General features: G+C 40.6%; 23 protein-coding genes. 21 read left to right on the top strand and 2 right to left on the bottom strand.

The genetic code is table 11. The features are described from left to right. The first annotated feature begins 84 nt into the window (after window positions 1-84). From ruvB to queC, 10 genes are all read left to right on the top strand, one after another. Window positions 85-1,104 carry a Holliday junction branch migration DNA helicase RuvB gene (gene ruvB / locus GJS41_RS04155; protein ID WP_154246061.1) on the top strand — a complete coding sequence of 340 codons (1,020 nt, stop codon included), beginning with the start codon at window positions 85-87 and terminating at the stop codon, window positions 1,102-1,104. A gap of 77 nt (window positions 1,105-1,181) precedes the next feature. After that, a complete protein-coding gene (gene ybgC / locus GJS41_RS04150) occupies window positions 1,182-1,616 on the top strand; it encodes a tol-pal system-associated acyl-CoA thioesterase (protein ID WP_154246059.1) in 435 nt (144 codons plus the stop codon). Window position 1,617: 1 nt separating this feature from the next. Continuing rightward, entirely contained in the window at window positions 1,618-2,289 is a 672-nt protein-coding gene (tolQ, locus tag GJS41_RS04145) for a protein TolQ (protein ID WP_154246057.1), read from the top strand. A 9-nt stretch (window positions 2,290-2,298) separates the two neighbouring features. Next, window positions 2,299-2,721, top strand: coding sequence for a biopolymer transporter ExbD (locus GJS41_RS04140; RefSeq protein WP_227551243.1), 423 nt, complete (start codon window positions 2,299-2,301; stop codon window positions 2,719-2,721). 33 nt (window positions 2,722-2,754) lie between these two features. After that, window positions 2,755-3,684, top strand: coding sequence for a cell envelope integrity protein TolA (gene tolA, locus GJS41_RS04135; protein WP_227551242.1), 930 nt, complete (start codon window positions 2,755-2,757; stop codon window positions 3,682-3,684). 12 nt (window positions 3,685-3,696) lie between these two features. Then, complete coding sequence (tolB, locus tag GJS41_RS04130) at window positions 3,697-5,049, top strand: Tol-Pal system beta propeller repeat protein TolB (RefSeq protein WP_154246055.1); 1,353 nt, start codon at window positions 3,697-3,699, stop codon at window positions 5,047-5,049. 41 nt (window positions 5,050-5,090) lie between these two features. Beyond that, on the top strand, window positions 5,091-5,615 hold the full coding sequence (pal, locus tag GJS41_RS04125) for a peptidoglycan-associated lipoprotein Pal (protein ID WP_154246054.1): 525 nt from the start codon (window positions 5,091-5,093) through the stop codon (window positions 5,613-5,615). A gap of 37 nt (window positions 5,616-5,652) precedes the next feature. Then, window positions 5,653-6,387 carry a tol-pal system protein YbgF gene (ybgF, locus tag GJS41_RS04120; protein WP_154246052.1) on the top strand — a complete coding sequence of 245 codons (735 nt, stop codon included), beginning with the start codon at window positions 5,653-5,655 and terminating at the stop codon, window positions 6,385-6,387. 114 nt (window positions 6,388-6,501) lie between these two features. Next, entirely contained in the window at window positions 6,502-7,143 is a 642-nt protein-coding gene (queE, locus tag GJS41_RS04115; protein WP_154246051.1) for a 7-carboxy-7-deazaguanine synthase QueE, read from the top strand. Continuing rightward, window positions 7,133-7,819, top strand: coding sequence for a 7-cyano-7-deazaguanine synthase QueC (gene queC, locus GJS41_RS04110; RefSeq protein ID WP_154246049.1), 687 nt, complete (start codon window positions 7,133-7,135; stop codon window positions 7,817-7,819). The genes queE and queC overlap by 11 nt, the downstream gene beginning before the upstream one ends. Here queC and GJS41_RS04105 read toward each other — a convergent pair. Then, on the bottom strand, window positions 7,803-9,041 hold the full coding sequence (locus GJS41_RS04105) for a S41 family peptidase (protein ID WP_154246047.1): 1,239 nt from the start codon (window positions 9,039-9,041) through the stop codon (window positions 7,803-7,805). The two genes, queC and GJS41_RS04105, sit on opposite strands and share 17 nt — an antisense overlap. 139 nt (window positions 9,042-9,180) lie before the next feature. On the opposite strand from GJS41_RS04105, the gene ndk reads away from it, so the two are divergent. The 10 genes from ndk to der all read left to right on the top strand — a co-directional run bounded on the left by ndk (window position 9,181) and on the right by der (window position 19,195). Next, on the top strand, window positions 9,181-9,612 hold the full coding sequence (ndk, locus tag GJS41_RS04100; RefSeq protein WP_154246046.1) for a nucleoside-diphosphate kinase: 432 nt from the start codon (window positions 9,181-9,183) through the stop codon (window positions 9,610-9,612). A gap of 273 nt (window positions 9,613-9,885) precedes the next feature. Then, a complete protein-coding gene (rlmN, locus tag GJS41_RS04095) occupies window positions 9,886-11,052 on the top strand; it encodes a 23S rRNA (adenine(2503)-C(2))-methyltransferase RlmN (RefSeq protein ID WP_154246044.1) in 1,167 nt (388 codons plus the stop codon). Between the two features lie 17 nt (window positions 11,053-11,069). Further along, entirely contained in the window at window positions 11,070-11,864 is a 795-nt protein-coding gene (pilW, locus tag GJS41_RS04090) for a type IV pilus biogenesis/stability protein PilW (RefSeq protein ID WP_154246042.1), read from the top strand. A gap of 10 nt (window positions 11,865-11,874) precedes the next feature. After that, complete coding sequence (locus GJS41_RS04085) at window positions 11,875-12,813, top strand: RodZ domain-containing protein (RefSeq protein ID WP_154246041.1); 939 nt, start codon at window positions 11,875-11,877, stop codon at window positions 12,811-12,813. Between the two features lie 55 nt (window positions 12,814-12,868). Then, window positions 12,869-14,005 carry a flavodoxin-dependent (E)-4-hydroxy-3-methylbut-2-enyl-diphosphate synthase gene (ispG, locus tag GJS41_RS04080; RefSeq protein ID WP_154246040.1) on the top strand — a complete coding sequence of 379 codons (1,137 nt, stop codon included), beginning with the start codon at window positions 12,869-12,871 and terminating at the stop codon, window positions 14,003-14,005. A 25-nt stretch (window positions 14,006-14,030) separates the two neighbouring features. Next, a complete protein-coding gene (locus tag GJS41_RS04075; RefSeq protein WP_227551241.1) occupies window positions 14,031-14,462 on the top strand; it encodes a DUF3224 domain-containing protein in 432 nt (143 codons plus the stop codon). A gap of 120 nt (window positions 14,463-14,582) precedes the next feature. Next, window positions 14,583-15,857: a histidine--tRNA ligase gene (gene hisS, locus GJS41_RS04070; protein ID WP_154246039.1), complete on the top strand. Its 1,275-nt coding sequence runs from the start codon at window positions 14,583-14,585 to the stop codon at window positions 15,855-15,857. 28 nt (window positions 15,858-15,885) lie between these two features. Beyond that, window positions 15,886-16,512, top strand: a complete 627-nt coding sequence (locus GJS41_RS04065; protein WP_154246037.1) for a tetratricopeptide repeat protein — start codon at window positions 15,886-15,888, stop codon at window positions 16,510-16,512. Window positions 16,513-16,544: 32 nt separating this feature from the next. Beyond that, window positions 16,545-17,753 carry an outer membrane protein assembly factor BamB gene (gene bamB / locus GJS41_RS04060; protein ID WP_154246035.1) on the top strand — a complete coding sequence of 403 codons (1,209 nt, stop codon included), beginning with the start codon at window positions 16,545-16,547 and terminating at the stop codon, window positions 17,751-17,753. Window positions 17,754-17,794: 41 nt separating this feature from the next. Then, a complete protein-coding gene (gene der / locus GJS41_RS04055) occupies window positions 17,795-19,195 on the top strand; it encodes a ribosome biogenesis GTPase Der (RefSeq protein WP_154246034.1) in 1,401 nt (466 codons plus the stop codon). A gap of 88 nt (window positions 19,196-19,283) precedes the next feature. On the opposite strand, the gene xseA is transcribed toward der, so the two are convergent. Beyond that, the gene (gene xseA, locus GJS41_RS04050) at window positions 19,284-20,645 is read right to left on the bottom strand and encodes an exodeoxyribonuclease VII large subunit (protein ID WP_154246032.1); all 1,362 of its coding nucleotides are present in this window, start codon (window positions 20,643-20,645) and stop codon (window positions 19,284-19,286) included. Between the two features lie 178 nt (window positions 20,646-20,823). On the opposite strand from xseA, the gene guaB reads away from it, so the two are divergent. After that, on the top strand, window positions 20,824-22,284 hold the full coding sequence (guaB, locus tag GJS41_RS04045; RefSeq protein ID WP_154246031.1) for an IMP dehydrogenase: 1,461 nt from the start codon (window positions 20,824-20,826) through the stop codon (window positions 22,282-22,284). The last annotated feature ends 180 nt before the right edge of the window (window positions 22,285-22,464 follow it).

Raw genomic sequence — 22,464 nt, 5'->3', positions numbered from 1 at the left:
AATATAAAAATATTAAACAATTGGCATTTCTTATCGCTCGCAGCCTTGTTAGACTTAACTCCATATAATTTATAGCAAAACCCGATGATTGAGCACGATAGAATAATAAATCCTACTGAGATTGCTGAAGAAGATCACTTCGACCGCGCGATACGACCAACTGCGCTTCAAGATTACGTTGGACAAGAAAAAGTACGCCAGCAGATGGAGATCTTTTTATCAGCAGCACAAAAGCGAAAAGATGCGCTTGATCATGTATTAATCTTTGGTCCTCCTGGTTTAGGTAAAACGACTCTGGCAAACATCATTGCCAATGAAATGAATGTTGGGATAAAGCATACCTCAGGTCCAGTATTGGAAAAAGCAGGCGATCTAGCGGCCATGCTCACTAACCTAGAAGCGAATGATGTGTTATTTATTGATGAAATTCATCGCTTGAGCCCGCATGTTGAAGAGGTCTTATATCCTGCGATGGAAGACTATCAATTGGATATCATGATCGGTGAAGGGCCGGCTGCACGCTCTATAAAACTGGATTTGCCACCTTTTACTCTTGTTGGCGCCACTACTCGAGCAGGCTTATTGACCTCGCCATTGAGAGACCGCTTTGGTATCGTTCAGCGTCTAGAGTTCTATAATATTGAAGATCTTACTGTTATTGTCATGCGTTCTGGCACCATTTTAGGTTTAGAGATAGAAGAAGCTGGCGCTCGTGAAGTTGCAAGACGTTCACGCGGAACCCCCCGGATTGCTAACCGACTTTTAAGACGAGTGAGAGATTATGCAGAAATTAAAGCGAATGGCGTAATTAATCACGAGACGGCGAGTCTTGCTTTAGACATGCTAGATGTTGATGATCGCGGCTTCGACATGATGGATAGAAAATTATTACTGACAATTATTGAAAAGTTTAGTGGCGGCCCGGTCGGTTTAGATACGCTCGCTGCCGCGATTGGCGAAGAGCGAGATACGATTGATGACGTTTTAGAACCATTTTTGATTCAGCAGGGTTTTATTCAAAGAACACCAAGAGGGCGAATTGCTACTAAATTGGCTTATCAACACTTTGATATTATCCCAAGTGATGATGGTTTATTTGGCTGAGTTGGCAAAGAAATCTCTTGATAAGATAAGAATATACATAACTATTAACACTTTTTACTGAATCTTTGCGTTTAAATATGAGTCAAGCAGAATTTATTTTACCAGTCCGAGTCTACTATGAAGATACCGATGTTGCAGGAGTGGTTTATTACGCTAACTATTTAAAATTTTATGAGCGTGCTCGCACAGAATGGCTTAGAAGCCTCGGTTATGATCAGGACGTTTTGATAAAGCAGGGTTTGGCATTTGCGGTTGCACATGTTGATGCAAAGTACTTTGCGCCAGCGCGATTTAATGACCAATTAAAAGTCATCACGAAAATTACTAAATCGCGCAAAGCGAGTATGGTATTTCATCAAAAAATTGTTTCAGAGACAGTTTTGGATGATAACGGTAAAGAAAAATTATTAAATGAAGCAACGATTAAAGTTGCCTGTGTGGATCTTAAGACTATGAAACCTAAGTCCATACCAAATTATCTAGTAGAGGAGATAGCCAGTGACTGGTGCTGAAATGTCGATAGCAGATTTAATTCTTAAAGCCAGTGTGGTCGTGCAAGCCATTATGGCATTGTTGTTATTAATATCCGTTGTGTCTTGGGCTATGATTTTTCAACGCAGTGCCGTGTTAAATTTAGCGGCAAGAAGCGGCCGCAAATTCGAGGATCAATTTTGGTCAGGTATCGATCTAAGTAAACTATTCTCAGACCTTAACCAAAGAGCGAAAGCTGCCACGGGTTTAGAGTCCCTGTTCCAATCAGGTTATCGTGAATTTATGCGTTTGAGTAGTCAACAAGGCACTTCCCCAGACGCCGTCATGGACGGTACTCATCGAGCGATGCGTGTTTCACATAGCCGAGAGATTGAGAAGTTAGAGCGAAATTTATCATTTTTAGCTACTGTCGGCTCGGTAACGCCTTATATAGGTTTATTCGGAACCGTCTGGGGCATTATGAATTCTTTTATCGCGCTTGGTTCAGTAAAGCAGGCTACATTAGCGATGGTTGCACCGGGTATTGCTGAGGCATTGATTGCTACAGCCATGGGTTTATTTGCTGCTATACCTGCAGTGATTGCTTACAACCGCTTCACTAACCGCTTGCAACGCATTGAAACTCAATATGAGAATTTCTTAGAAGAGTTCTCGGGCGTTTTGCATCGTAAAGCACATAGCAAAAAAGGCTAGGGTGTTACTTTGGCTTATTTAGTACGCCGAGAAAGGCGCCGACCTAAAGCTGAAATTAATGTAGTTCCTTACATTGATGTGATGTTGGTATTGATGGTCATCTTAATGATAACTGCCACCGCCATTACTGCAGGCGTGGAAGTTGATCTTCCTAATGCTGCAGCGCCTCCATCGGAAGCAACTTATGAGAACTCTATTATTTTACAAGTAACGCCTTTAGGCGAATACAAATTTGCCGATGATGAAGTGACCTATAACCTTGATGATATGGTGGATTTAGTGAGAGCGAGGTTAGAACAAAAACCTGAGCTGCTTGTTTTAGTTGGCGGTGATAAAGGCGCAGACTATGGCAAAGTCGTTGAGCTTTTAAGCATGATGAATCAGGTGGCGGGTGTCGATAAGGTTAGTCTTATGACGAATCCGGTGAAATAAGCAGTGATAAAGAAACAGAGTAAGGTAATCTAGTTGTCATATAAAAAAAATATTATTCCAATGACCTTAGCAGTATTACTGCATTTGGTGTTGATTGCTTTATTGCTTTGGAATTTCGCTTTCAAACCTGATGAGCAAGACAAGCAGTTTGTTGACTCACCTGTAAAAGCTCGTTTAGTGACAGCGCCTGAAACACCGAAGAAAGATGCTTCCAGTTTAAAGAAACGTCAACAGAAGCAAAAAGAGCTAGAAGAAGCTAAAAAGCTGTTAGAACAAAGGAAATTGTTAGAACAAAAAAAGCTGGAAGAGCAGAAGCAAAAAGAAATAGAGCAACAACAATCAGAAGCAGAAAAAAAGCTGCAGCAAGATAAAAAACTGGCTGAAGAAAAGAAACTACAACAAAAGAAACTAGAAGATGAGCGCAAAGCTGCGGAGCAAAAAAAGTTAGAGCAGCAAAAAAAAGCAGAAGCTGAAAAGAAACGGTTAGCTGAAGAGGCCGAGAAAAAGCGTAAGGCGGACGTCGAAAAAAAACGTAAAGCAGAAGCTGAGAGAAAGAAAAAAGCTGAAGCCGAACGAAAACGAAAAGAAGCTGAGCGGAAGCGAAAAGAATTGGAAGCCTTAGAAGAATCTTTGGATGATGAGTTGTTTGAGGCAGCAAAAGGCGAAGTGAGACAAACTCAAATAATGAGTGAGGTGTCTAAGATTCAACGAGCTATTAGGGCTAAAATCATTCGAAACTGGGATGAGCCAGTCTTTGAAGGTAGTTGCATTATGAGAATTACCATGGGGCCTGGTGGAATTGTTTTAAATATTGAAGCAATAGATGGTGGGCTTGATTATTGTGAGTCAGCTGAAACTGCGATCAGTCGTTCGGCACCGTTGCCTTCGTCAGATGACCCACAAGTCATGGCAGAGTTAAAAAGTTTAAGAATGACTTTCGATCCCAGTCAAAAAGAGAATTAGAATAGGAAAACTATGAAAAAGTTTTTAGCAGTATTAATGATGGTATTGGTGATATCACCAGTGAAGGCCGAGATTGAGATTTTAATTACCGAAGGTCGTGATGATGCTCGTCCCATTGCCATAGTGCCGTTTGCTTTTGAGGCCGCTGGAGTAATTGCAGCACCGCCTTTTGACTTTGCAAAAATCATCGCTGATGACTTAGCGCGTTCTGGCAAATTTAAACCAACTGCAATAGCAGATTTGCCGCAAAATCCTTCTTCTGTTGAGCAGGTTGATTTAAATCTTTGGAAAACTCTGGGTGTAGATGCTGTGGTCTATGGCTTGGTCAAAGAAAAAAGTCCTGGCGTATATCAGGTTTCTTACGACTTGCTAGATCCTTATAACGATAAAGCCATTTTTGATTCACAAATTGAAGAGGGTAGTTATGCATTAGTAACTCAGTCTCAACACCTAATGTTACTTAAAGATAAAATCGTTGGACAAGATAACTATCGTTGGAATGCGCATATTGCCGCGGATGAGATATATGAAGCACTAACCGGCGAGCGCGGGGCTTTCGCAACGCAAATAGCTTATGTGGAAGTGGATAGAAGCCAGCAAAACCCGTATCAATTATTTGTCTCGGATAGTGACGGCTTTGGTGCCCAGAGAATCTTTTCTTCTAGAATGCCTATTATGTCGCCAGCTTGGTCGCCCAATGGTCAACAGTTAGCCTATGTTACTTTTGAAAATGGCCGTTCTGAAATTGTTAGGCAAGATTTAGCTAAAGCACAACGAGATGTACTAGCTAGCTTTAAAGGTTTTAATAGTGCGCCAACTTGGTCGCCAGATGGTTCTAAAATGGCCATGGTATTATCCAAAGATGGAAATCCTGAAATTTATTTAATGGACTTAGCGACTGAACAATTAACTCGTTTAACGCGTCACTATGCGATTGATACCGAACCGTCGTGGAGTCCTGATGGAAAAAGTATTGTCTTCACTTCTGATCGCGGTGGTCGTCCACAGATTTATCGTGTGTTTTTAGGCTCTGGAGAAACCAAACGAGTGACCTTTGAGGGTCGTTATAATGCTGGAGCTGAGTTCTCTCCTGACGGTAACTCTATTGTTATGGTGCACCAATCTAGCAAAGGGTTTCATCTGGCGACTCAAGATTTAAGTTCAGGAGCAATAAATATTCTAACTAGGACCAACTTAGATGAGTCCTTATCTATCGCACCAAATGGAAGTATGATAATTTACTCGACAGTGAGCGGTAGACAGAAAGTATTAAGTACTATCTCGATGGATGGGCGCTTTGGGATGCCGATACCAAGCACTACTGGTGAAGTGAAAGCGCCTGCTTGGTCACCTTTTTTAAATTAATTTTTTACTAAAATAAAACAGTAACCTAACTGGAGAAAACAATGAAACATTTAACGAAATTGGCCGCGCTAGCAGTTTTTGCTTTAGTAATCTCTGCTTGTACGACTACTAAGCCAACGGACACGACTGACACGGGTACTACTCAATCAGGCCCTACGGCTGAGCAATTAGCTGCACAACGTGCAGCAGAAGAAGCTCGTCGTGCTGCCGCTGCTGAAGCTGCGCGTATTCAAGCTTTATTAGATAGCACTACCATTTACTTTGGTTATGACCAAGATTTAATTGATTCTGAGTATACAGAAATGTTGCGTTTACATGCAGAGCGTATGGTTGCAGAAAATCGTAGTGTAACCTTAGAAGGTCATGCTGATGAGCGCGGTACGCCAGAATATAACTTGGCTTTGGGTGAGCGTCGTGCCAAAGCAGTTGCACAATTATTAAAAACCTTTGGTGTATCGGATAGCCAAATACAAGTAGTAAGTTTTGGTGAAGAGTCACCGGCAATGTCTGGTCATAGCGAGTCTTCATGGGCTAAAAATAGACGTGTAGAACTTAACTATAAGTAACCCGTGTAATAGTTAATAGGATTCAAACGGTAGCATTATGAGATTTAAACTAATGACCTTGTTAGTAGCGCCTTTATCACTGGTGTTATTTTCAAATAACTTACAAGCGGCTGCTCCTGTAGTTGATGCGCAAGATGCACGAGCAAAACAACAGGCTCGTGCCAATCAGCAAAGTCAGTTAATTGCAGAGTTAGTTTTACAAATTAATCAGTTGCAACAAGAAGTTCGTCAATTAAGAGGACAACTTGAAGAGCAAGATTACCGAATGAATCAATTGGCTAAGCAGCAGCGTGATCTCTATATTGATTTAGATCAGCGTATTCAAGCGGGTGGGGTGGTTCAGACTGAAGGCGGAAGTGAGTCTTCAGATTCTGGCACCGAAGGCTCACCGGCTGCAGACTCTGATGTACAAGCTGCATATAACAAAGCCTTTACTCAATATCGAGACAAAGAGTTTGCTTTTGCCAAAAGTTCTTTTAAAGGTTTCTTAGAAACTTACCCTAAAGAAGCATTAGCTTCTAACGCGCACTTTTGGTTAGGTCAGCTTCACATGAAAGATGAAGAATATCAGCAAGCTGAAATTCAGTTTAAGGCTGTATTCGAGACTTTCCCAGGTGCTAATAAAACGGATGTTGCCATTTTAAAATTGGGACAACTGGAAGAAGCTCGTGGTAATAAGAAAGCTGCAAAGCAATACTACCAGAGAGTAGCAAAGGAGTTTCCTGATACCACCGCTGGCAAATTAGCCTCTGCTAAACTAGAAGCTCTTTAGTGTTAAATGCTCATGAATAAAGGCGCTTTCTGCGCCTTTTTCTTTACCTTTTGTTTTTCATTCGTGGCATTAATCGACTATAATTCGCGCAATTGTTGTTATGAGTAATGAATTTTGAGCAAGCTTAGGATTACCGAGATATTCCACTCCCTGCAAGGTGAAAGCTTAACTGTTGGCCTGCCCACGGTTTTTGTCCGTCTGACAGGCTGCCCGTTACGCTGTGTCTATTGCGATACGGATTATGCTTTTGGCGGAGGTGAATGGATGACTTATGATGAAATTCTCCAGCAAATTGCTCAATATGGTTGTGACAATGTTTGTATTACCGGTGGTGAGCCATTAGCCCAAAAGAGAGTTTTCGACTTCTTTACTCTGCTTTGTGATAAGGGCTTTAAGGTTTCAACTGAAACCGGTGGTGCCAATGATATATCGCCGCTAGATCCACGAGTAATGACGGTGATGGATTTAAAAACCCCTGATTCTGGTGAGATGGATAAAAATCTTTATTCAAATATCGATCATTTAAAAATTGGCGATCAGGTTAAGTTTGTTATTTGTAGCCGTAAAGATTTCGACTGGGCAAAAATGGCTATTGAGCAGCATGCCATTGCTAATAAGTGTGAAGTGTTATTTTCACCGAGCTATGGGCAAGTAGAATATCAAGAATTAGCAGAGTGGATTTTAAGAGATAAGTTAAAAGTGAGAATGCAGGTGCAGCTCCATAAAATTATTTGGGGAGAGAAAACTGGTGTCTAAAATAGCCGTAGTTCTACTATCAGGTGGTTTAGATTCCACTACGGCTTTGGCCATGGCAGTCGAGCAAGGTTTTGAGTGCTATACGATGAGCTTTAATTACGGTCAGCGCAGTTTGGCTGAATTAAATGCAGCTAAAAACATTTCTAAGACCTTTAATGCTACTAAGCATATAGAAGTAAATCTGGACATGACAGAAATTGGTGGTTCTGCATTAACCGATCACTCAATTGATGTTCCGGTTAATGAGCAAATTGCTGAGCAAGAAGCTATTCCAGTAACGTATGTACCTGCTCGAAATACGGTATTTTTATCTATTGCTCTTGGATGGGCAGAAGTTCTTGAAGCCAGTCATATTTATGTCGGCGTTAATGCGGTGGATTATTCAGGTTATCCTGACTGTCGTCCTGAATTTGTACAGGCCTTTGAAGCTATGGCGAATTTAGCAACTAAAGCTGGAGTAGAAGGAAATAAATTAACTGTTGCAGCTCCGTTAATAAATATGACTAAGGAAGAGATTATAGCTACTGGTATCAGGTTAGGTGTTGATTACAGCCAAACCGTATCTTGCTATAAAGCTACAGATGACGGTTTAGCCTGCAGTGAGTGTGACTCTTGTATCTTGCGTGCGCAGGGTTTTGAGGTGCAGGGGATAAAAGATCCTACTTTGTATTTATAGTCTTTAAATATTTTAATGCCCTTTTCAGAATTTCATCACCTTTCTTATCAGAAATTTTCACTTGAATTTTAGGACGATAGTCTTCCCGTGGAGTGCCATTTACATGGTACATCTTTTGAGTTGATATCTTAAAACCAATATTACTATTTGGCATCCTATAATCCCACATTGAACCAAGTAGCTGCCCCATTTTAGTACCTATTACGGTAGCACCTATATGGTCAAAACCTAAAGCGGTGCCTTCCCCCATACTGCCAGTCCATTGATTTACCAGAACGACCACAGGCTTCGAATAGTATGGCTTTAGAGGGCTAACGATTTCTGCCCAGCTTCTTTTAATACCATACTCTTTTAGGTCATTAGGGTACTCATGCTTTTGATAGAAACTATCTTTATCAACAAAGTGACCTAAAATCGAACGAGCTACTAAACTGTTTCCTCCACCGGAAGTAAATCTTAGATCTAAAATCAGGCCTTCTGTCTCTTTAAAAGACTCTAATAAGGTTGGAAATTCTTCTAGTATAGAGTTATTACCTAATGAATTATTGAATTTGATATAACCAATGGAGTCAATCTGTTCAGAAAATAGTGAAGTATCGAAAGACATAAATTGTGTTTCTGCAAGAGATAATGTCAGTTTCTTACCGGATCGTTTTACAGTAATACTTCGAGGTTTACCTCTATCGCCCGCTAAAGTGACATTGAGTGCCCAAGTTCGTATTTCGTCATCGATTGAATCAAAACTGGTGCCAATATATCTGTCTATCGCTTTTAAAGTAGGTTTTTGGTTAATGGCAATAATTTCATCACCAAGCTCTAACTGTTGATGTGCAGCTGAACCTCGTAGCAAATTAATTACACTGGCTTTGTTATTTTTATATTCGGCATATATGTCAGCTGAAGAAGGTAGAAGTTTAGGTGAGTAGGGAGTACTGTTGAGCAATTGTACATGATTATCATAGAGCTCTAATTGCAAGCGCTCTATCAAGGTGAGAAAGTCTGCGTAATTGGTGACTTGGTCAAAATTTTGCCAAGCAAAATCAGTTACTTTGCCCCAATCAGTTTTTTTTTTATCAAAGTACGCATAATTGTTTTTTACTGTAGACAAGTAAAATTCTAAATCTTGTTTGTATTTTGTAGCTGTTTCTGGACTGAGTTCCGCATTGGCCTGTGATAAATAAGACGAAAGTAATATGAGTATATTTACAGTTATTTTTTTCATGATTTATTATCTGTGTTTATTTCATTGCTCAATTTATATCCTTTTCGTATAATACCGCGCAATTTCAAGGTTAGCTAGCGTTAACCTATGAGCTTTTATTTTAACCTATTGATTTTTAATGAATTTAACGGAGTCCGAAATGGCTATCGAACGTACTTTTTCTATCGTAAAACCTGATGCAGTTGCGAAAAACGTAATTGGCGAAATCTACAGCCGTTTCGAACGCGCTGGTTTACGCATTGTTGCATCTAAAATGATGCACTTATCTCGTGAAAAAGCTGAAGGCTTTTACGCAGAGCACGCTGAACGCCCTTTCTTTGGCGCTTTAGTTGACTTCATGACTTCTGGCCCAGTTATGGTTCAAGTTTTAGAAGGCGAAAATGCTATCAAAGCTAACCGTGAAATCATGGGGGCTACTAACCCGGCAGAAGCTTTACGTGGTACTATCCGTGCAGATTACGCGGTATCAGTAGATGAGAATGCCGCTCACGGTTCTGATAGCCCTGAGTCTGCTGAGCGCGAAATTAGCTATTTCTTTAGTGCGGATGAAATTTGCCCAAGAACTCGTTAAGAATTGCTGCTTTACTTTATTTCTTTGTTAAAGCCTTTTGTTCGAGTTTCATTAACGAGCACTTAACTCCAAGTCTCACAAAAGGCTTTGCCGCGAACTAAAGCAAATCATCTAATTCTTAAAAGATTTAATGTGAAAGAGGCTTTTCATTTCGATGGAAAGCCTTTTTTAGTGTAAAATACATACAATTATTTATAGGTAACGGAATTGGCGAGCTAAACTGTAGAAAAGTTTTAGGTCCCAAGAAGAAATTATCGCAAAAAGGTATCAATAATGAGTACTCCAGAGGTTAAAGAAAAAGTAAACCTACTCAACCTGACACGCGATGGAATGGTCGAGTTCTTTAGTGAACTTGGTGAAAAACCATTTCGTGCCACTCAGGTTTTGAAATGGATCCATCAGTTCGGTGTTGAAGATTTCGACGAGATGACTAACATCAGTAAAGCTTGTCGCGCTAAGCTAAAAGAAGTTGCTGAAATCAAAGGTCCAGAAATCGTCAGCGTGCAAGAGTCAGCAGACGGCACTATTAAATGGGCTTTGCATATCCCAGGCGGTCAAGCCATTGAAACCGTATTTATTCCTGAGCGTCATCGTGGGACCTTGTGTGTTTCTTCGCAAGTTGGCTGCGCCCTTGAGTGCACATTCTGCTCGACTGGCTATCAAGGTTTTAATCGAAATTTATCAACCGCAGAAATCATTGGCCAAGTTTGGCTAGCTGCCCGTCATTTAAATGGTTTGCACAAGTCTGATAATCGGGCAGTGACTAATGTTGTGATGATGGGCATGGGCGAACCATTGGCAAATTATCAGCCAGTGGTTAATTCAATGGAATTGATGATGGATGATAATGCTTACGGCTTATCCAAGCGTCGTGTGACTTTAAGTACTTCAGGAATGGTGCCACAGCTTAAGCGTTTAATTGATGATATTGACGTAGCTCTAGCCATTTCTTTGCACGCGCCGAACGATGCGCTTCGAGATATCTTAGTGCCTATTAATAAAAAATATCCGATTGCAGAGCTCATGCCGGCCATTCATCATTATTTAGATAACTCGAATGCTGCGCGTAAAGTTACTATTGAGTATGTGATGTTAAAAGGGGTCAATGATTCGTTACAACATGCTAAAGAACTTGCAACATTATTGAAAAATACACCTTGTAAAATAAACCTTATTCCGTTCAACCCTTTCCCGCAATCGGATTATGCGACATCGACTCGACAAAGCATTGATTCTTTTAGTGATTTTTTAATCAAGAAAGGGTATGTTGTTGTTACTAGAAGAACGCGTGGTGATGACATCGATGCTGCCTGTGGTCAGTTAGCGGGCAAAATTAATGACAAAACTAAGCGTCAAACAAGAAGAGAACAGAGTAGCTCTGCGGAAACTGTTTCAAATAAAAAGTACAAAAAACAAATTCCGGTGGAGCTCAGCAATTAATTAAAGGAAGTCCATAAATGAAGTTAGTCCTAGTGCCATCATTATTAGCTATAACACTTTTAATGGGTTGTGAGACCACGCAAAAGACTACTACTCAAAATGCCACCAATGATCAAATTCAGACGAGTGGTAGAACTCAAGATCTTGATGCTGCGGCAGAGAAAAGACTTGCTTTAGGTTTAGGCTATATCAACCGTGGTTTATTTGAAAGAGCCAAAAAAAATCTACTCAAAGCAGAAGAGTATGCGCCAGACTCTGCGGATGTTCAATTCGGTTTGGCTTATTACTATCAACGTGTATTAGAAGTTGAAAAAGCAGAGTCTTATTACAAAAAAGTGATAAGACTTGATCCCAAAAACCCAGATTACCTCAATGCTTATGGCGCTTTTTTATGTACTTCAAAAAAAGAGTACGAAAAAGCGGTAACCTATTTCCTAAAAGCGGTTGATAAGCCTGAATACACTTCAGTGGGTGAAAGCTATGAAAACGCAGGCTTTTGTACTTTGGAAGCTGGAGATTTTGATATGGCAGCTATTTATTTCCAAAAAGCCATGACCTTTAATCCTCGTTTGACGCGTCCATTATATGGTTTAGCGTTAATGTCATTTGAACAAACCCAATACAATAAAGCTGAAAATTATTTATTAAAATTTGAAGCAAAATCTAAACCCAATGCTGACAGCTTATTGTTGGGTTATAAAATTGGTCGACGCTTAAATGATCGCTTTTCTATGGAATCTTATGGCGAAAAATTAACTCAGCTTTTCCCAAATTCTGAACAAGCTTTGATTTATCGCAGGATGAACGGTTAACGGTATTCTTATGAGTGACGAAGAATCTAAACCAGTAGAACAAGGTCCAGGCTCTTTATTACAGGAAGTACGTGAACAACAAGGATTGAGTGTTACAGAGGTTGCCGATCGGCTTAAACTGATGGAGCAATCGGTTCGTAATATAGAAGCTGATGATTACAAAGATATACCTCTCACCTTCTATAAAGGCTACATTAAAAATTACGCCCAGTTACTGTCTCTTGATCCAGAAAAAGCCTGCCAAAGCTTCGATGAGTATGCAAAAAAACATGGTTTAGCGTCTAAAACTCTAATAACTCCAACTTATCGTGACGAATCTGCCAAACGAAAAAGAAATATGCAAGCCGTTCGTATTTTTATGAAGCTAATTTCTTTCTTGTTAGTTTTGGCATTTGTGTATTCGATTTATTACTTACTGGTTGAAAAAGGCTACTGGAATAAATTTATTAATAGTTTTGACAAACCAGAAGCTCAGCAGGAATTACCTATTGATTCAAATGATACTGAAGGATCAAATAAAGGTGAGTTAATTCCTGAAGCTTCAATGTCTGGCTCACTTCCATTATTGGAACAATCAGCCATATCAACGAATAATCAAGCTAATGAACTAAGTATTACTAATGAATTACCATTGGAGAATGAAGCTTCACAAACCTCAGTAACTAGTGACGCTAATAATATAAATAGTTCAGTCGTTAGTTCAGATAGCTTATCCGGTTTAAGTTTGTTTTTTAGTGGTGATTGTTGGGTTGAGATTTCAGATGGGACTGGCCGTATTCTAGTTTCTGGCGTTAAATCTTCAGGCCATATTTCTAATGTGGCCGGCCAACTGCCTTATCAAATAACCTTAGGTGATCCTTCCGTAGTTTCCATGAATTTAGATGGTCAACCATATGATCTTTCGTCTTATTCAGCTGCTAAGGTAGCAAAATTCACCATTGGCGACTAAAATCGATTAGAATAGCTTCGCAATTTTACCATTAGTACTTAATTAATAGTTTTTTATGAACAACAATTCTTGGATTAAAAGGCGGCAATCTCGTCAGATTATGGTCGGCAATGTACCAGTTGGTGGGGATGCACCAATTGCAGTGCAAAGCATGACTAACACTGAAACGTGCGATGTTGACGCTACCTTAGCTCAAATCAATGCCTTGGCAGATACCGGTGCAGATATTGTACGAGTTTCGGTACCAACGATGAAGGCTGCTGAGGCTTTTAAGTTAATTAAAGCGCAATCGCCAGTTCCTTTGGTTGCCGATATTCACTTTGATTACCGGATTGCATTGCAAGTTGCTGAATACGGTGTGGATTGCTTACGGATTAACCCAGGAAATATTGGTTCAGAAGCTCGCGTTAAAGCAGTGGTCGATGCTGCTAAAGCGCGTAATATACCTATCAGAATTGGCGTAAATGCCGGTTCTTTAGAAAAAGATTTGCAAGAGAAATATGGTGAGCCAACACCAGAAGCACTAGTAGAGTCTGCTTATCGTCATATTGAATACTTAGAGAAACATAATTTTAAAGATTATAAAATTAGTCTGAAAGCTTCCGATGTATTTATGACCGTTTCTGCCTATCGAATCTTGGCCAAAGAGATAGATAACCCCTTACATTTGGGCATTACCGAAGCTGGCTCTTTCCGTTCAGGAACCGTTAAATCTTCAGTAGGCTTAGGTATGTTATTGGCTGAAGGGATTGGTGATACCATTCGTATTTCGCTGGCAGCAGATCCGGTACAAGAAGTAAAAGTGGGCTTTGATATATTAAAAAGCCTTGGTTTACGTCAGCGTGGAATAAACTTAATCGCTTGTCCATCTTGTTCGCGTCAACAGTTTGATGTGATCAAAACCGTGAATGCTCTTGAAGAGCGCTTGGAAGATGTGAATGAGCACGTGGATGTTGCAGTGATTGGTTGTGTAGTGAACGGTCCTGGTGAAGCGAAAGAAGTTGAAGTGGGTTTAACTGGTGGCCATAAGAAATCGATGCTTTATACCAATGGCGAGAAGAGTCATAAGGTGGCAAACGAAGATCTAGTGGACGAGTTAGAAAAACAAATTCGCGATAAGATTGCGGTCAAACAGGCGCAAAAAGAAACTAAAACCAAGGGCGAAGCAGAAGTTGCGATTAAGCAGATTTAGTTTATTCTCAATAGGTTTGGCGTTGATGTGCTTACAACTACTGCTTCCACAAGCATTCGCTAAAGAGTCAGGAAATATTATGCACAGTGTCACTGGAAGTTTTGACGTTAAGATTAGCCCAGCCGAAGATGAAACTAGTGTTGGCAGAATGATTTTAGACAAAAGTTATTCTGGCGCTTTATCAGGAAAGGCTAAAGGGCAAATGCTCAGCCATCGAACCGAAGTTCAAGGTTCAGCAGCTTACGTGGCCTTAGAGCACTTTGAGGGTGAATTAAAGGGTAAAAAAGGAAGCTTTTCCTTGGTGCATAAAGGTTTAATGGATAAAGGCGTAAGCTCACTCCAAGTGAATATCGTTGCTGATTCTGGCACTAAAGAGCTTCTAGGTATTTCCGGCAATATGGAGATTAAAATTGAAGATGGTAAGCACTTTTATGTTTTAAATTATCAATTCGATTAATTTGTATTAGTCTCGAGTTAAAATTATCCTTTTATCGCTTTAAAAACCTACTGTTTTCCTAGAAATCCGCTATAATCTCGCTCTTATCTAAAAAATAGAATATTCGAGCGAACACAGGCTTTGGGTCAGAAAATTCAAGCAATTCGCGGCATGAACGATATTTTGCCGCAGCAAACTCCTTATTGGCATAAGTTGGAAGCTATTTTGCGTCAGCTAATGGCGGCCTATGGCTATAACGAAATTCGCATGCCAATCGTTGAAAAGACTCAGTTGTTTAAGCGTGCAGTTGGTGAAGTCACCGATATCGTTGAAAAGGAAATGTATACTTTTGACGACCGTAATGGTGACAGCTTAAGTCTGCGTCCAGAAGGAACGGCTTCTTGTGTACGTGCTGGTATTGAGCATGGACTGTTATACAACCAAGAACAACGTCTTTGGTATATGGGACCTATGTTTCGCCACGAGCGCCCGCAAAAAGGTCGTTATCGCCAGTTTCACCAGTTAGGGGTAGAAACTTTTGGTATTGCTACCCCAGATGTAGATGCAGAATTAATATTGCTGACCGCGCGATTATGGAAAGCTTTAGGAATCGACGATTCGGTGGTGCTGGAGTTGAACTCGTTAGGTTCGAATGAAGCGCGTGCAAACTACCGCGATGCCCTAGTGGAGTTTTTATCTCCACTCAAAGAACAATTGGATGAAGATAGTCAGAAGCGTTTGCAAACGAATCCATTGCGAATTTTGGATTCCAAAAATCCAGAAGTTCAACAGTTAGTCGCTGATGCGCCAAAGTTAGCAGATTATTTGGATACTGAATCGGTTGAGCATTTTGCTCGTTTGCGCCAGATTTTGGATGCTAATGGCATAGTTTATAAAGTGAATCAAAAGTTGGTCCGTGGTTTGGATTATTACAATCGAACCGTGTTTGAGTGGGTGACCGATAAACTAGGCGCGCAAGGTACTATTTGTGCCGGCGGCCGTTACGATGGATTGACCGAGCAACTTGGTGGTCATGCAACTTGTGCCAGCGGCTTTGCTATGGGTATTGAGCGAATTGTAGCTTTAATGGAAGAAATAGCGCCAATTGAAATTAGCGATGCAGACTTGTATTTGGTTGCGATTGGTGAAGACGCTGAAATTAGCGCGATTCAAGTTGCTGAGCAGTTAAGAACTGAGTTGCCGCAATTAAGAGTGAGAAATAATTTTGGCGGTGGTAATTTTAAAAAACAATTTAAACGTGCCGATAAAAGTGGTGCTCAGCTAGCCTTGGTTATTGGTGAACAAGAAGTTAAAGATAAACAAGTTGGCGTAAAGTTTTTGCGTGAGCATAAAGAACAATTAATGGTTTCGCAGTCTGACTTGATTGAAACCATTAAACAAATTTTAAATTTATAGAATATTAGAAAGATGCAGGAGGCCATTCATGGCTTATGAAACTGAAGAACAACAAGTGGAAGCGATAAAGAGTTTTTGGAAAGAAAATGGTAATGCCATTATTTTAGGTGCAATCATCGGATTTGGCGGTTTGTTCGGCTGGAAGTATTATCAGAGTGTCCAAAAAGAACAGGCTGAAATGGCTTCAGAAAGTTATAACCAAGCAATTGCGGCAATTACTGCAGGTCAGGCTGAAAATCCTGAGTTTGTAGCAAAAGCCAGCGAACTAATTAAAGCTTACCCAGATACTAGCTATGCCACTATGGCTGCGTTAAAGCTTGCCCAACAATACGTTGAACAAGATAAATATGCAGAAGCTGAGGAACAATTGGCTTGGGTTGCTGACAAAGGTAATGAAACCTTTAAATCTTTAGCACAAGTTCGTTTAGCTAAAGTTTTATTACAACAAGAAAAATATGCTGAAGCGCAAACCGTTGCTGCAGCTGTAGAGTTTGATGCTAATAAAGCTACCAGTTTATTACTGCAAGGCGAAGCGCTGCTTGGACAAGATAAAAAAGACGAAGCTATTGCTATGTATAAGCAAGCAAAAGAAGCGTCGGATGGCGCCGTAGAGCCTTTGCTTTCTATGCGTTTAACTGAATTTGGCATCAAATAACTAAACAATTTAAGCCCTTATTAGGAATACTTATGTCACTTAAAAATCAATTATCAACGGCTAAAGTCACTATATCAAAGTTGGCAATGATTAGTTCCATTGCTTTATTAGCCGCTTGTGCCGAAGCGCCATTGAATGAGCCAACTGAGTTAGCCGACATTCAAGAAAAATTTGAACTCGATCGTGAGTGGCGTGAAGTTATTGGTAATAGTGACGACGAACAATTTAATAGTTTAGTTCCTGCGATTTGGGAAGATAAAATTATCACCGCTGATCCTACTGGTTTAGTCACTGCCTTTAATAAAATGACTGGCGATGTGATTTGGGAAAAGAACCTTGAATTAGCGCTTTCTGGTGGTGTGACAGCTGATGCTGGTGTGGTAGCCCTTGGTACCAAAGATGCTGAAGTTATTTTGTTGGATGTCAAAGATGGTTCCGAACAGTGGCGCTCGGAAGTGACTAGTGAAGTATTGGCTCCACCAGCCATTGATGGTGGTAAGCTTGTGGTTAGAACTGCGGATGGTCAAATCTTTGGTTTAGATTTGCAAACGGGTAAGCAGGATTGGTTCTACGATCGTGTGTTACCAAAGTTAACTTTGCGTGGTACCTCAGCACCAATCGCCACTGGCGGTTTGGCAGTTTCTGGTTTTGCTAACGGTAAAATTGCGGCCTTTAACATTCAAAATGGCGACCTTTTGTGGGAACAGCGTTTATCAACTCCTCGTGGTAGTTCTGATATTTCGCGTATTGTAGACGTTGATGCTAACCCAGTTATTTATGGCGCGAATCTCTATGCAGCTGGTTATGATGGCTATGCGATTGCCTTAGACTTACAAAATGGTCGCTTCTTATGGCGCCATTCTACTTCAGTATTACGCGCGCCGTTAGTAGATACCAATCGTGTTTACTTAGTCAATACTGATGGTGAAGTTGAAGCGTTAGATAGACTTTCAGGTGAGTTAGTATGGAAAGCTGAAGGCTTGAAGTATCGTAACTTAACCGGCGCTGCTGATAATGGTAATAGCATTATCGTAGGTGATTTCGAAGGTTATTTGCACTGGTTAGATAAATCTACGGGTGAAATCGTTGCTCGAATACACCTTGATGATTACGGTGTCGCAGGGGCTCCAATCGTCACTTCTGAAATGATCTATGCGACTAGTCGCTATGGTTATTTGTATGCATTTAAAAATCCTAATTTTCAATCTATAGATACCAGACCTGTTTTGGATTCTGAATAGATTTTTTAGAATAGAATATTTTTTAATTTCGGTACTCTTGTATGTTACCTGTTATAGCCTTAGTTGGCCGTCCTAACGTTGGTAAATCGACGCTTTTTAATCGATTAACAAAATCTCGAGATGCTTTGGTTGCAAATTTACCAGGGCTGACACGTGATCGTCAGTATGGGCAAGCAAAACTCAAAGGCCAGAAATTTATCGTGGTAGATACCGGCGGTATAGCAGGGGATGAAGAAGGCATTGATGGCTTAATGGCTGAGCAATCGTTACAGGCCATCGAAGAAGCCGATATTGTTTTATTTTTAGTGGACGCAAGAACTGGCATGACAGGTGCTGACGAGTTTGTATCAGAACATCTTCGTCGTAAAAATAAGCCTGTATTAATGCTAGTCAATAAAGTTGATGGTGTACACGAAGAAGCGGCTATGGCTGAATATTACAGCCTTGGTTATGAGTATGTTTTACCGATGGCTGCGGCACATGGTCGTGGCGTTAATAACGTTGTCGATAATATTTTTGAGCAGCTCGAGCTTGAAGAAGTGGATGCGGATGCAGAACCACAAGAAACCGCTAAAGGCGTTAAGCTTTCGATTGTTGGCCGTCCAAACGTTGGTAAGTCAACGCTTGTTAATCGCTTTTTAGGCGAGGACCGAGTGGTGGTTTATGACATGCCTGGCACGACTCGTGATTCCATTTACATTGAAATGGAACGCCGTGACAAAAACTATACCTTGATTGATACGGCAGGTGTTCGTCGTCGCGGTAAAGTTAAAGAAGCAGTTGAAAAATTCTCAGTATTAAAAACCCTTCAAGCAATTAATGATTCTAATGTTGCCATTATGGTGATGGATGCTCGCGAGCCGATTACGGATCAAGATTTGAGCTTGATTAGTTATATTGTGGATGCAGGTCGTTCAATGGTCATTGCCATTAACAAATGGGATGGCATGACCGAAGAAGAGCGCGATGAAGTTAAAAATGAAATCGATCGTCGTTTGGGCTTTATCGATTTTGCTAAGATACACTTTATTTCTGCTTTGCATGGCTCAAACGTGGGTAACTTGTGGGAATCGGTTGACGAAGCTTGGGAATCAGCGCAAGTTGAAATGTCTGCTTCTCAACTCACTTCTTTATTAGAAGAAGCCTACGAAAAACATCAACCACCTTTAATCAAAGGCCGTCGGGTAAAACTACGCTATGCGCATCCAGGTGGCCATAACCCGCCTATTATCGTTATTCATGGAACCGCTTGCTCTAAGCTAGGTGATAGTTATAAGCGTTATTTGATTAACTTCTTTAGAAATAAACTCAAGTTAATCGGCACACCTATTCGTTTAGAGCTGAAGGAAGGGGATAACCCATTTAAGGGTCGTAAAAACGAGATAACTCGCCGTCAAAGGCTTAAGCGTAAAAGAGCTATTAAAAGATTTGGTAAAAAGTAAGACTTTTGCCATCCCTGCGAAATCTGGAATCAATGAACGACTGTGATATCTAACGAATCGATTCCGACTTTCGAGGGAATAATAGTGTTTAGTTCAGTTTGCTGTGTATTTCCCCATCCACAAACTTAGTTGTTAATTTTTTAGCTTTTTTAGCCTGTTTTACTGAGGTTAATGTGTTACCACTTTCATCTTCAGTAATGGTATAGCCCCGTTTTAAAGTGGCTAATGGACTAAAGTCATTCAGTTTTTGCATTGATAATGCCATTTGTTGCTGTTTGCTTTTAAGTAAATCATTAAATGTTTTAACAAGATTATCTTTGGCTATTAACAATTCATCTGTTTTATGTTCTAGCTCAAACTGTGGGTCGAAACTTTTTAACCGATACTGCAAGTCAACTAAATTTGTTGAGCGGTCAGAAATAGTATCTCTAAAAGCCACTAAAAGATTTTGTGTTAGCTCTCTAAGATCGGAACGGGATTCAATAAGCTTTTCTTTAGGGTGAACAATTTGCGCGGTTAACCTATCCAGCAGTGCTTGAGCTACTTCTAACTTATGTTCTGTTTCATTAACTAATCGTCTTTTGAATTGATTTAGTTTTTGACGATACTCAGTTTGGTCGGGCACTAATAATTCTGCGGCAGCCGATGGTGTAGGAGCGCGTAAGTCAGCCACCATATCGCTAATAGTAATATCTACTTCATGGCCAACGGCTGAAACCAGAGGTAATTCGCTGGCAAAAATAGCTTCTGCTAAAGCTTCGTCATTAAAGCACCACATATCTTCAAGCGAGCCGCCGCCACGAGTTAACAATAATACATCACAAGCTTTATCTAGATTTGCTTGCTGGATTTGTTGAATTAAACTTTGTGCAGCGTTATCGCCTTGAACTAGGCTGGGGTAAATCACTATGGGTACTTGTGGCATGCGACGTTTCAATACTGTTAAAACATCTCTGATGGCCGCGCCACTGGCGGAAGTGATAATACCAATTTTATTAGGGACTTTCGGTATGGTTTTCTTATGAGCAGCGTCAAATAAGCCTTTGGCTTTTAACTTTTCTTTAAGGCGATTAAAAGCAACTTGTAATGCGCCTTCACCTGCCGGTTCGATATACTCGCCAATTAACTGTAGATCCCCTCGCGGCTCGTACAAGCTAAGTTTTGCGCGAATCAGAACCTGTTGTCCATCTTCAGGAGTGAAACGAGCAGAGCGATTACGGTTTTTGAAAATCGCACATTTCAACTGAGCATTGGCATCTTTAAGTGTGAAATACCAGTGGCCCGAAGCAGGTTGCATGAAGTTTGAGATTTCACCCGTGATCCAGATTTGGCCAATTTCTCTTTCTAACTGCCTCCGAATGGTCAGCGCCATTTCGGATACTGAAAAGACTTTCCGCTGCTCGCCTGGCGAATTCGTTGCTTGTTGTGGCTGTAAAATTGGCTGAATCATGTTTCTGTCATTATTTATGGTTGAAATAGGCTAACTAAAGATAGTTACTAAGGGCGTTATTTAATTGTTTACCTAAGGTTCCATTAAAAGGTATAATAACGCGCTTCATCAAGCCAGAGTAGCGGATTGAATAATAGTTTTCAGCCCATTTACTGGCACATAATACGTGGTAAACGATATGCGCATTATAGAGGAAGCTCTTACCTTTGACGACGTTTTATTAGTTCCGGCTCACTCGACGGTACTACCTGCGGATGCGGATTTACGCACCCAAATTACGCGCGACTTTTCTTTGAATATCCCTTTGGTTTCTGCGGCTATGGATACCGTAACTGAAGCACGTCTTGCCATTGCTTTAGCACAAGAAGGTGGTGTTGGCTTTATTCATAAAAATATGACTATTCAACAACAAGCTGAGAATGTTCGTCGTGTTAAAAAATTCGAAAGCGGTATCGTAAAAGATCCTATTACCATTCCACCCAACACTACCATTGGAGAAGTGAAAGCTATGACCGAACGTCATGGTATTTCAGGTATGCCGGTGGTCGATGGTGATCAATTAGTTGGGATCGTAACCAATCGCGATATTCGTTTTGAAACTAATCTAGATCAACCAGTTTCTAATGTGATGACGCCTAAAGGCGATTTAGTCACAGTAAAAGAAAATGCTTCCAGCCAAGAAGTGTTAGAGAAATTGCATCAACACCGTATTGAAAAAGTACTAGTGATCGATGATGACTTTAACTTAAAAGGGTTGATTACCGTTAAAGACATCCGTCATGCTGAGAATAAACCCAATGCTTGTAAAGACCGTTATGGTCATCTTCGAGTGGGTGCGGCAGTTGGAACTGGTGCTGATACCGAAGATCGGGTAACTGCACTAGTTGATGCAGGTTTGGATATTATTTTGGTGGATACTTCCCATGGTCACTCACAAGGCGTTCTAGATAAAGTTAAATGGGTAAAACAAAAATTCCCAGACGTACAAGTGATTGGCGGCAATATTGCTACCGCGGCAGGTGCACGCGCTTTAGTGGATGCAGGTGCTGACGCTGTAAAAGTTGGTATCGGCCCTGGTTCTATATGTACTACCCGTATTGTAACAGGTGTTGGGGTTCCGCAAATTTCTGCAATTTCTAACGTTGCTAAAGAACTTAAAGGTTCTGGCGTTCCATTTATCGCAGATGGCGGCATTCGCTTTTCTGGTGATATATGCAAAGCATTAGCAGCTGGAGCTTATTGTGTGATGGTTGGTTCAATGTTAGCAGGGACTGAAGAAGCTCCAGGTGAAGTTGAACTTTATCAAGGTCGCTCTTACAAATCGTACCGTGGCATGGGTTCATTGGGCGCAATGAACCAAAAGAATAGTTCTGCTGACCGTTACTTCCAAAGCTCAAATGCGGCAGATAAGTTGGTACCAGAAGGTATTGAAGGTCGTGTTCCATACAAAGGAGCAATGAACCAAATTATTCATCAAATGATGGGTGGCTTACGTTCAAGCATGGGCTTAACAGGTTGTGGCACTATTGACGATATGCGTAATAAAGCAGAGTTTGTGAGAGTCACTAACGCAGGCATGAGCGAGAGCCATGTGCATGATGTGACTATCACAAAAGAAGCACCCAACTACAGACGATAAACTGCTTAAATTTAGCGATTTCTTCGTTAAAGTTTAAATCGATCATGCTCATGTACTGATGTACATTGCGCAGTCTCATTAAACTTTGCCTCGAACTCACTCAATTTAATTGTTTCTCGTTGCTATAAAGTTGTAAGAAAACCGTGGACTAAAAATGTAGATAGTCTGCGGTTTTTTGAT

Source organism: Kangiella sp. HZ709, from assembly GCF_009674675.1.
Lineage (GTDB): Bacteria > Pseudomonadota > Gammaproteobacteria > Enterobacterales > Kangiellaceae > Kangiella.
This window is presented reverse-complemented; position numbering and strand designations above follow the sequence as displayed.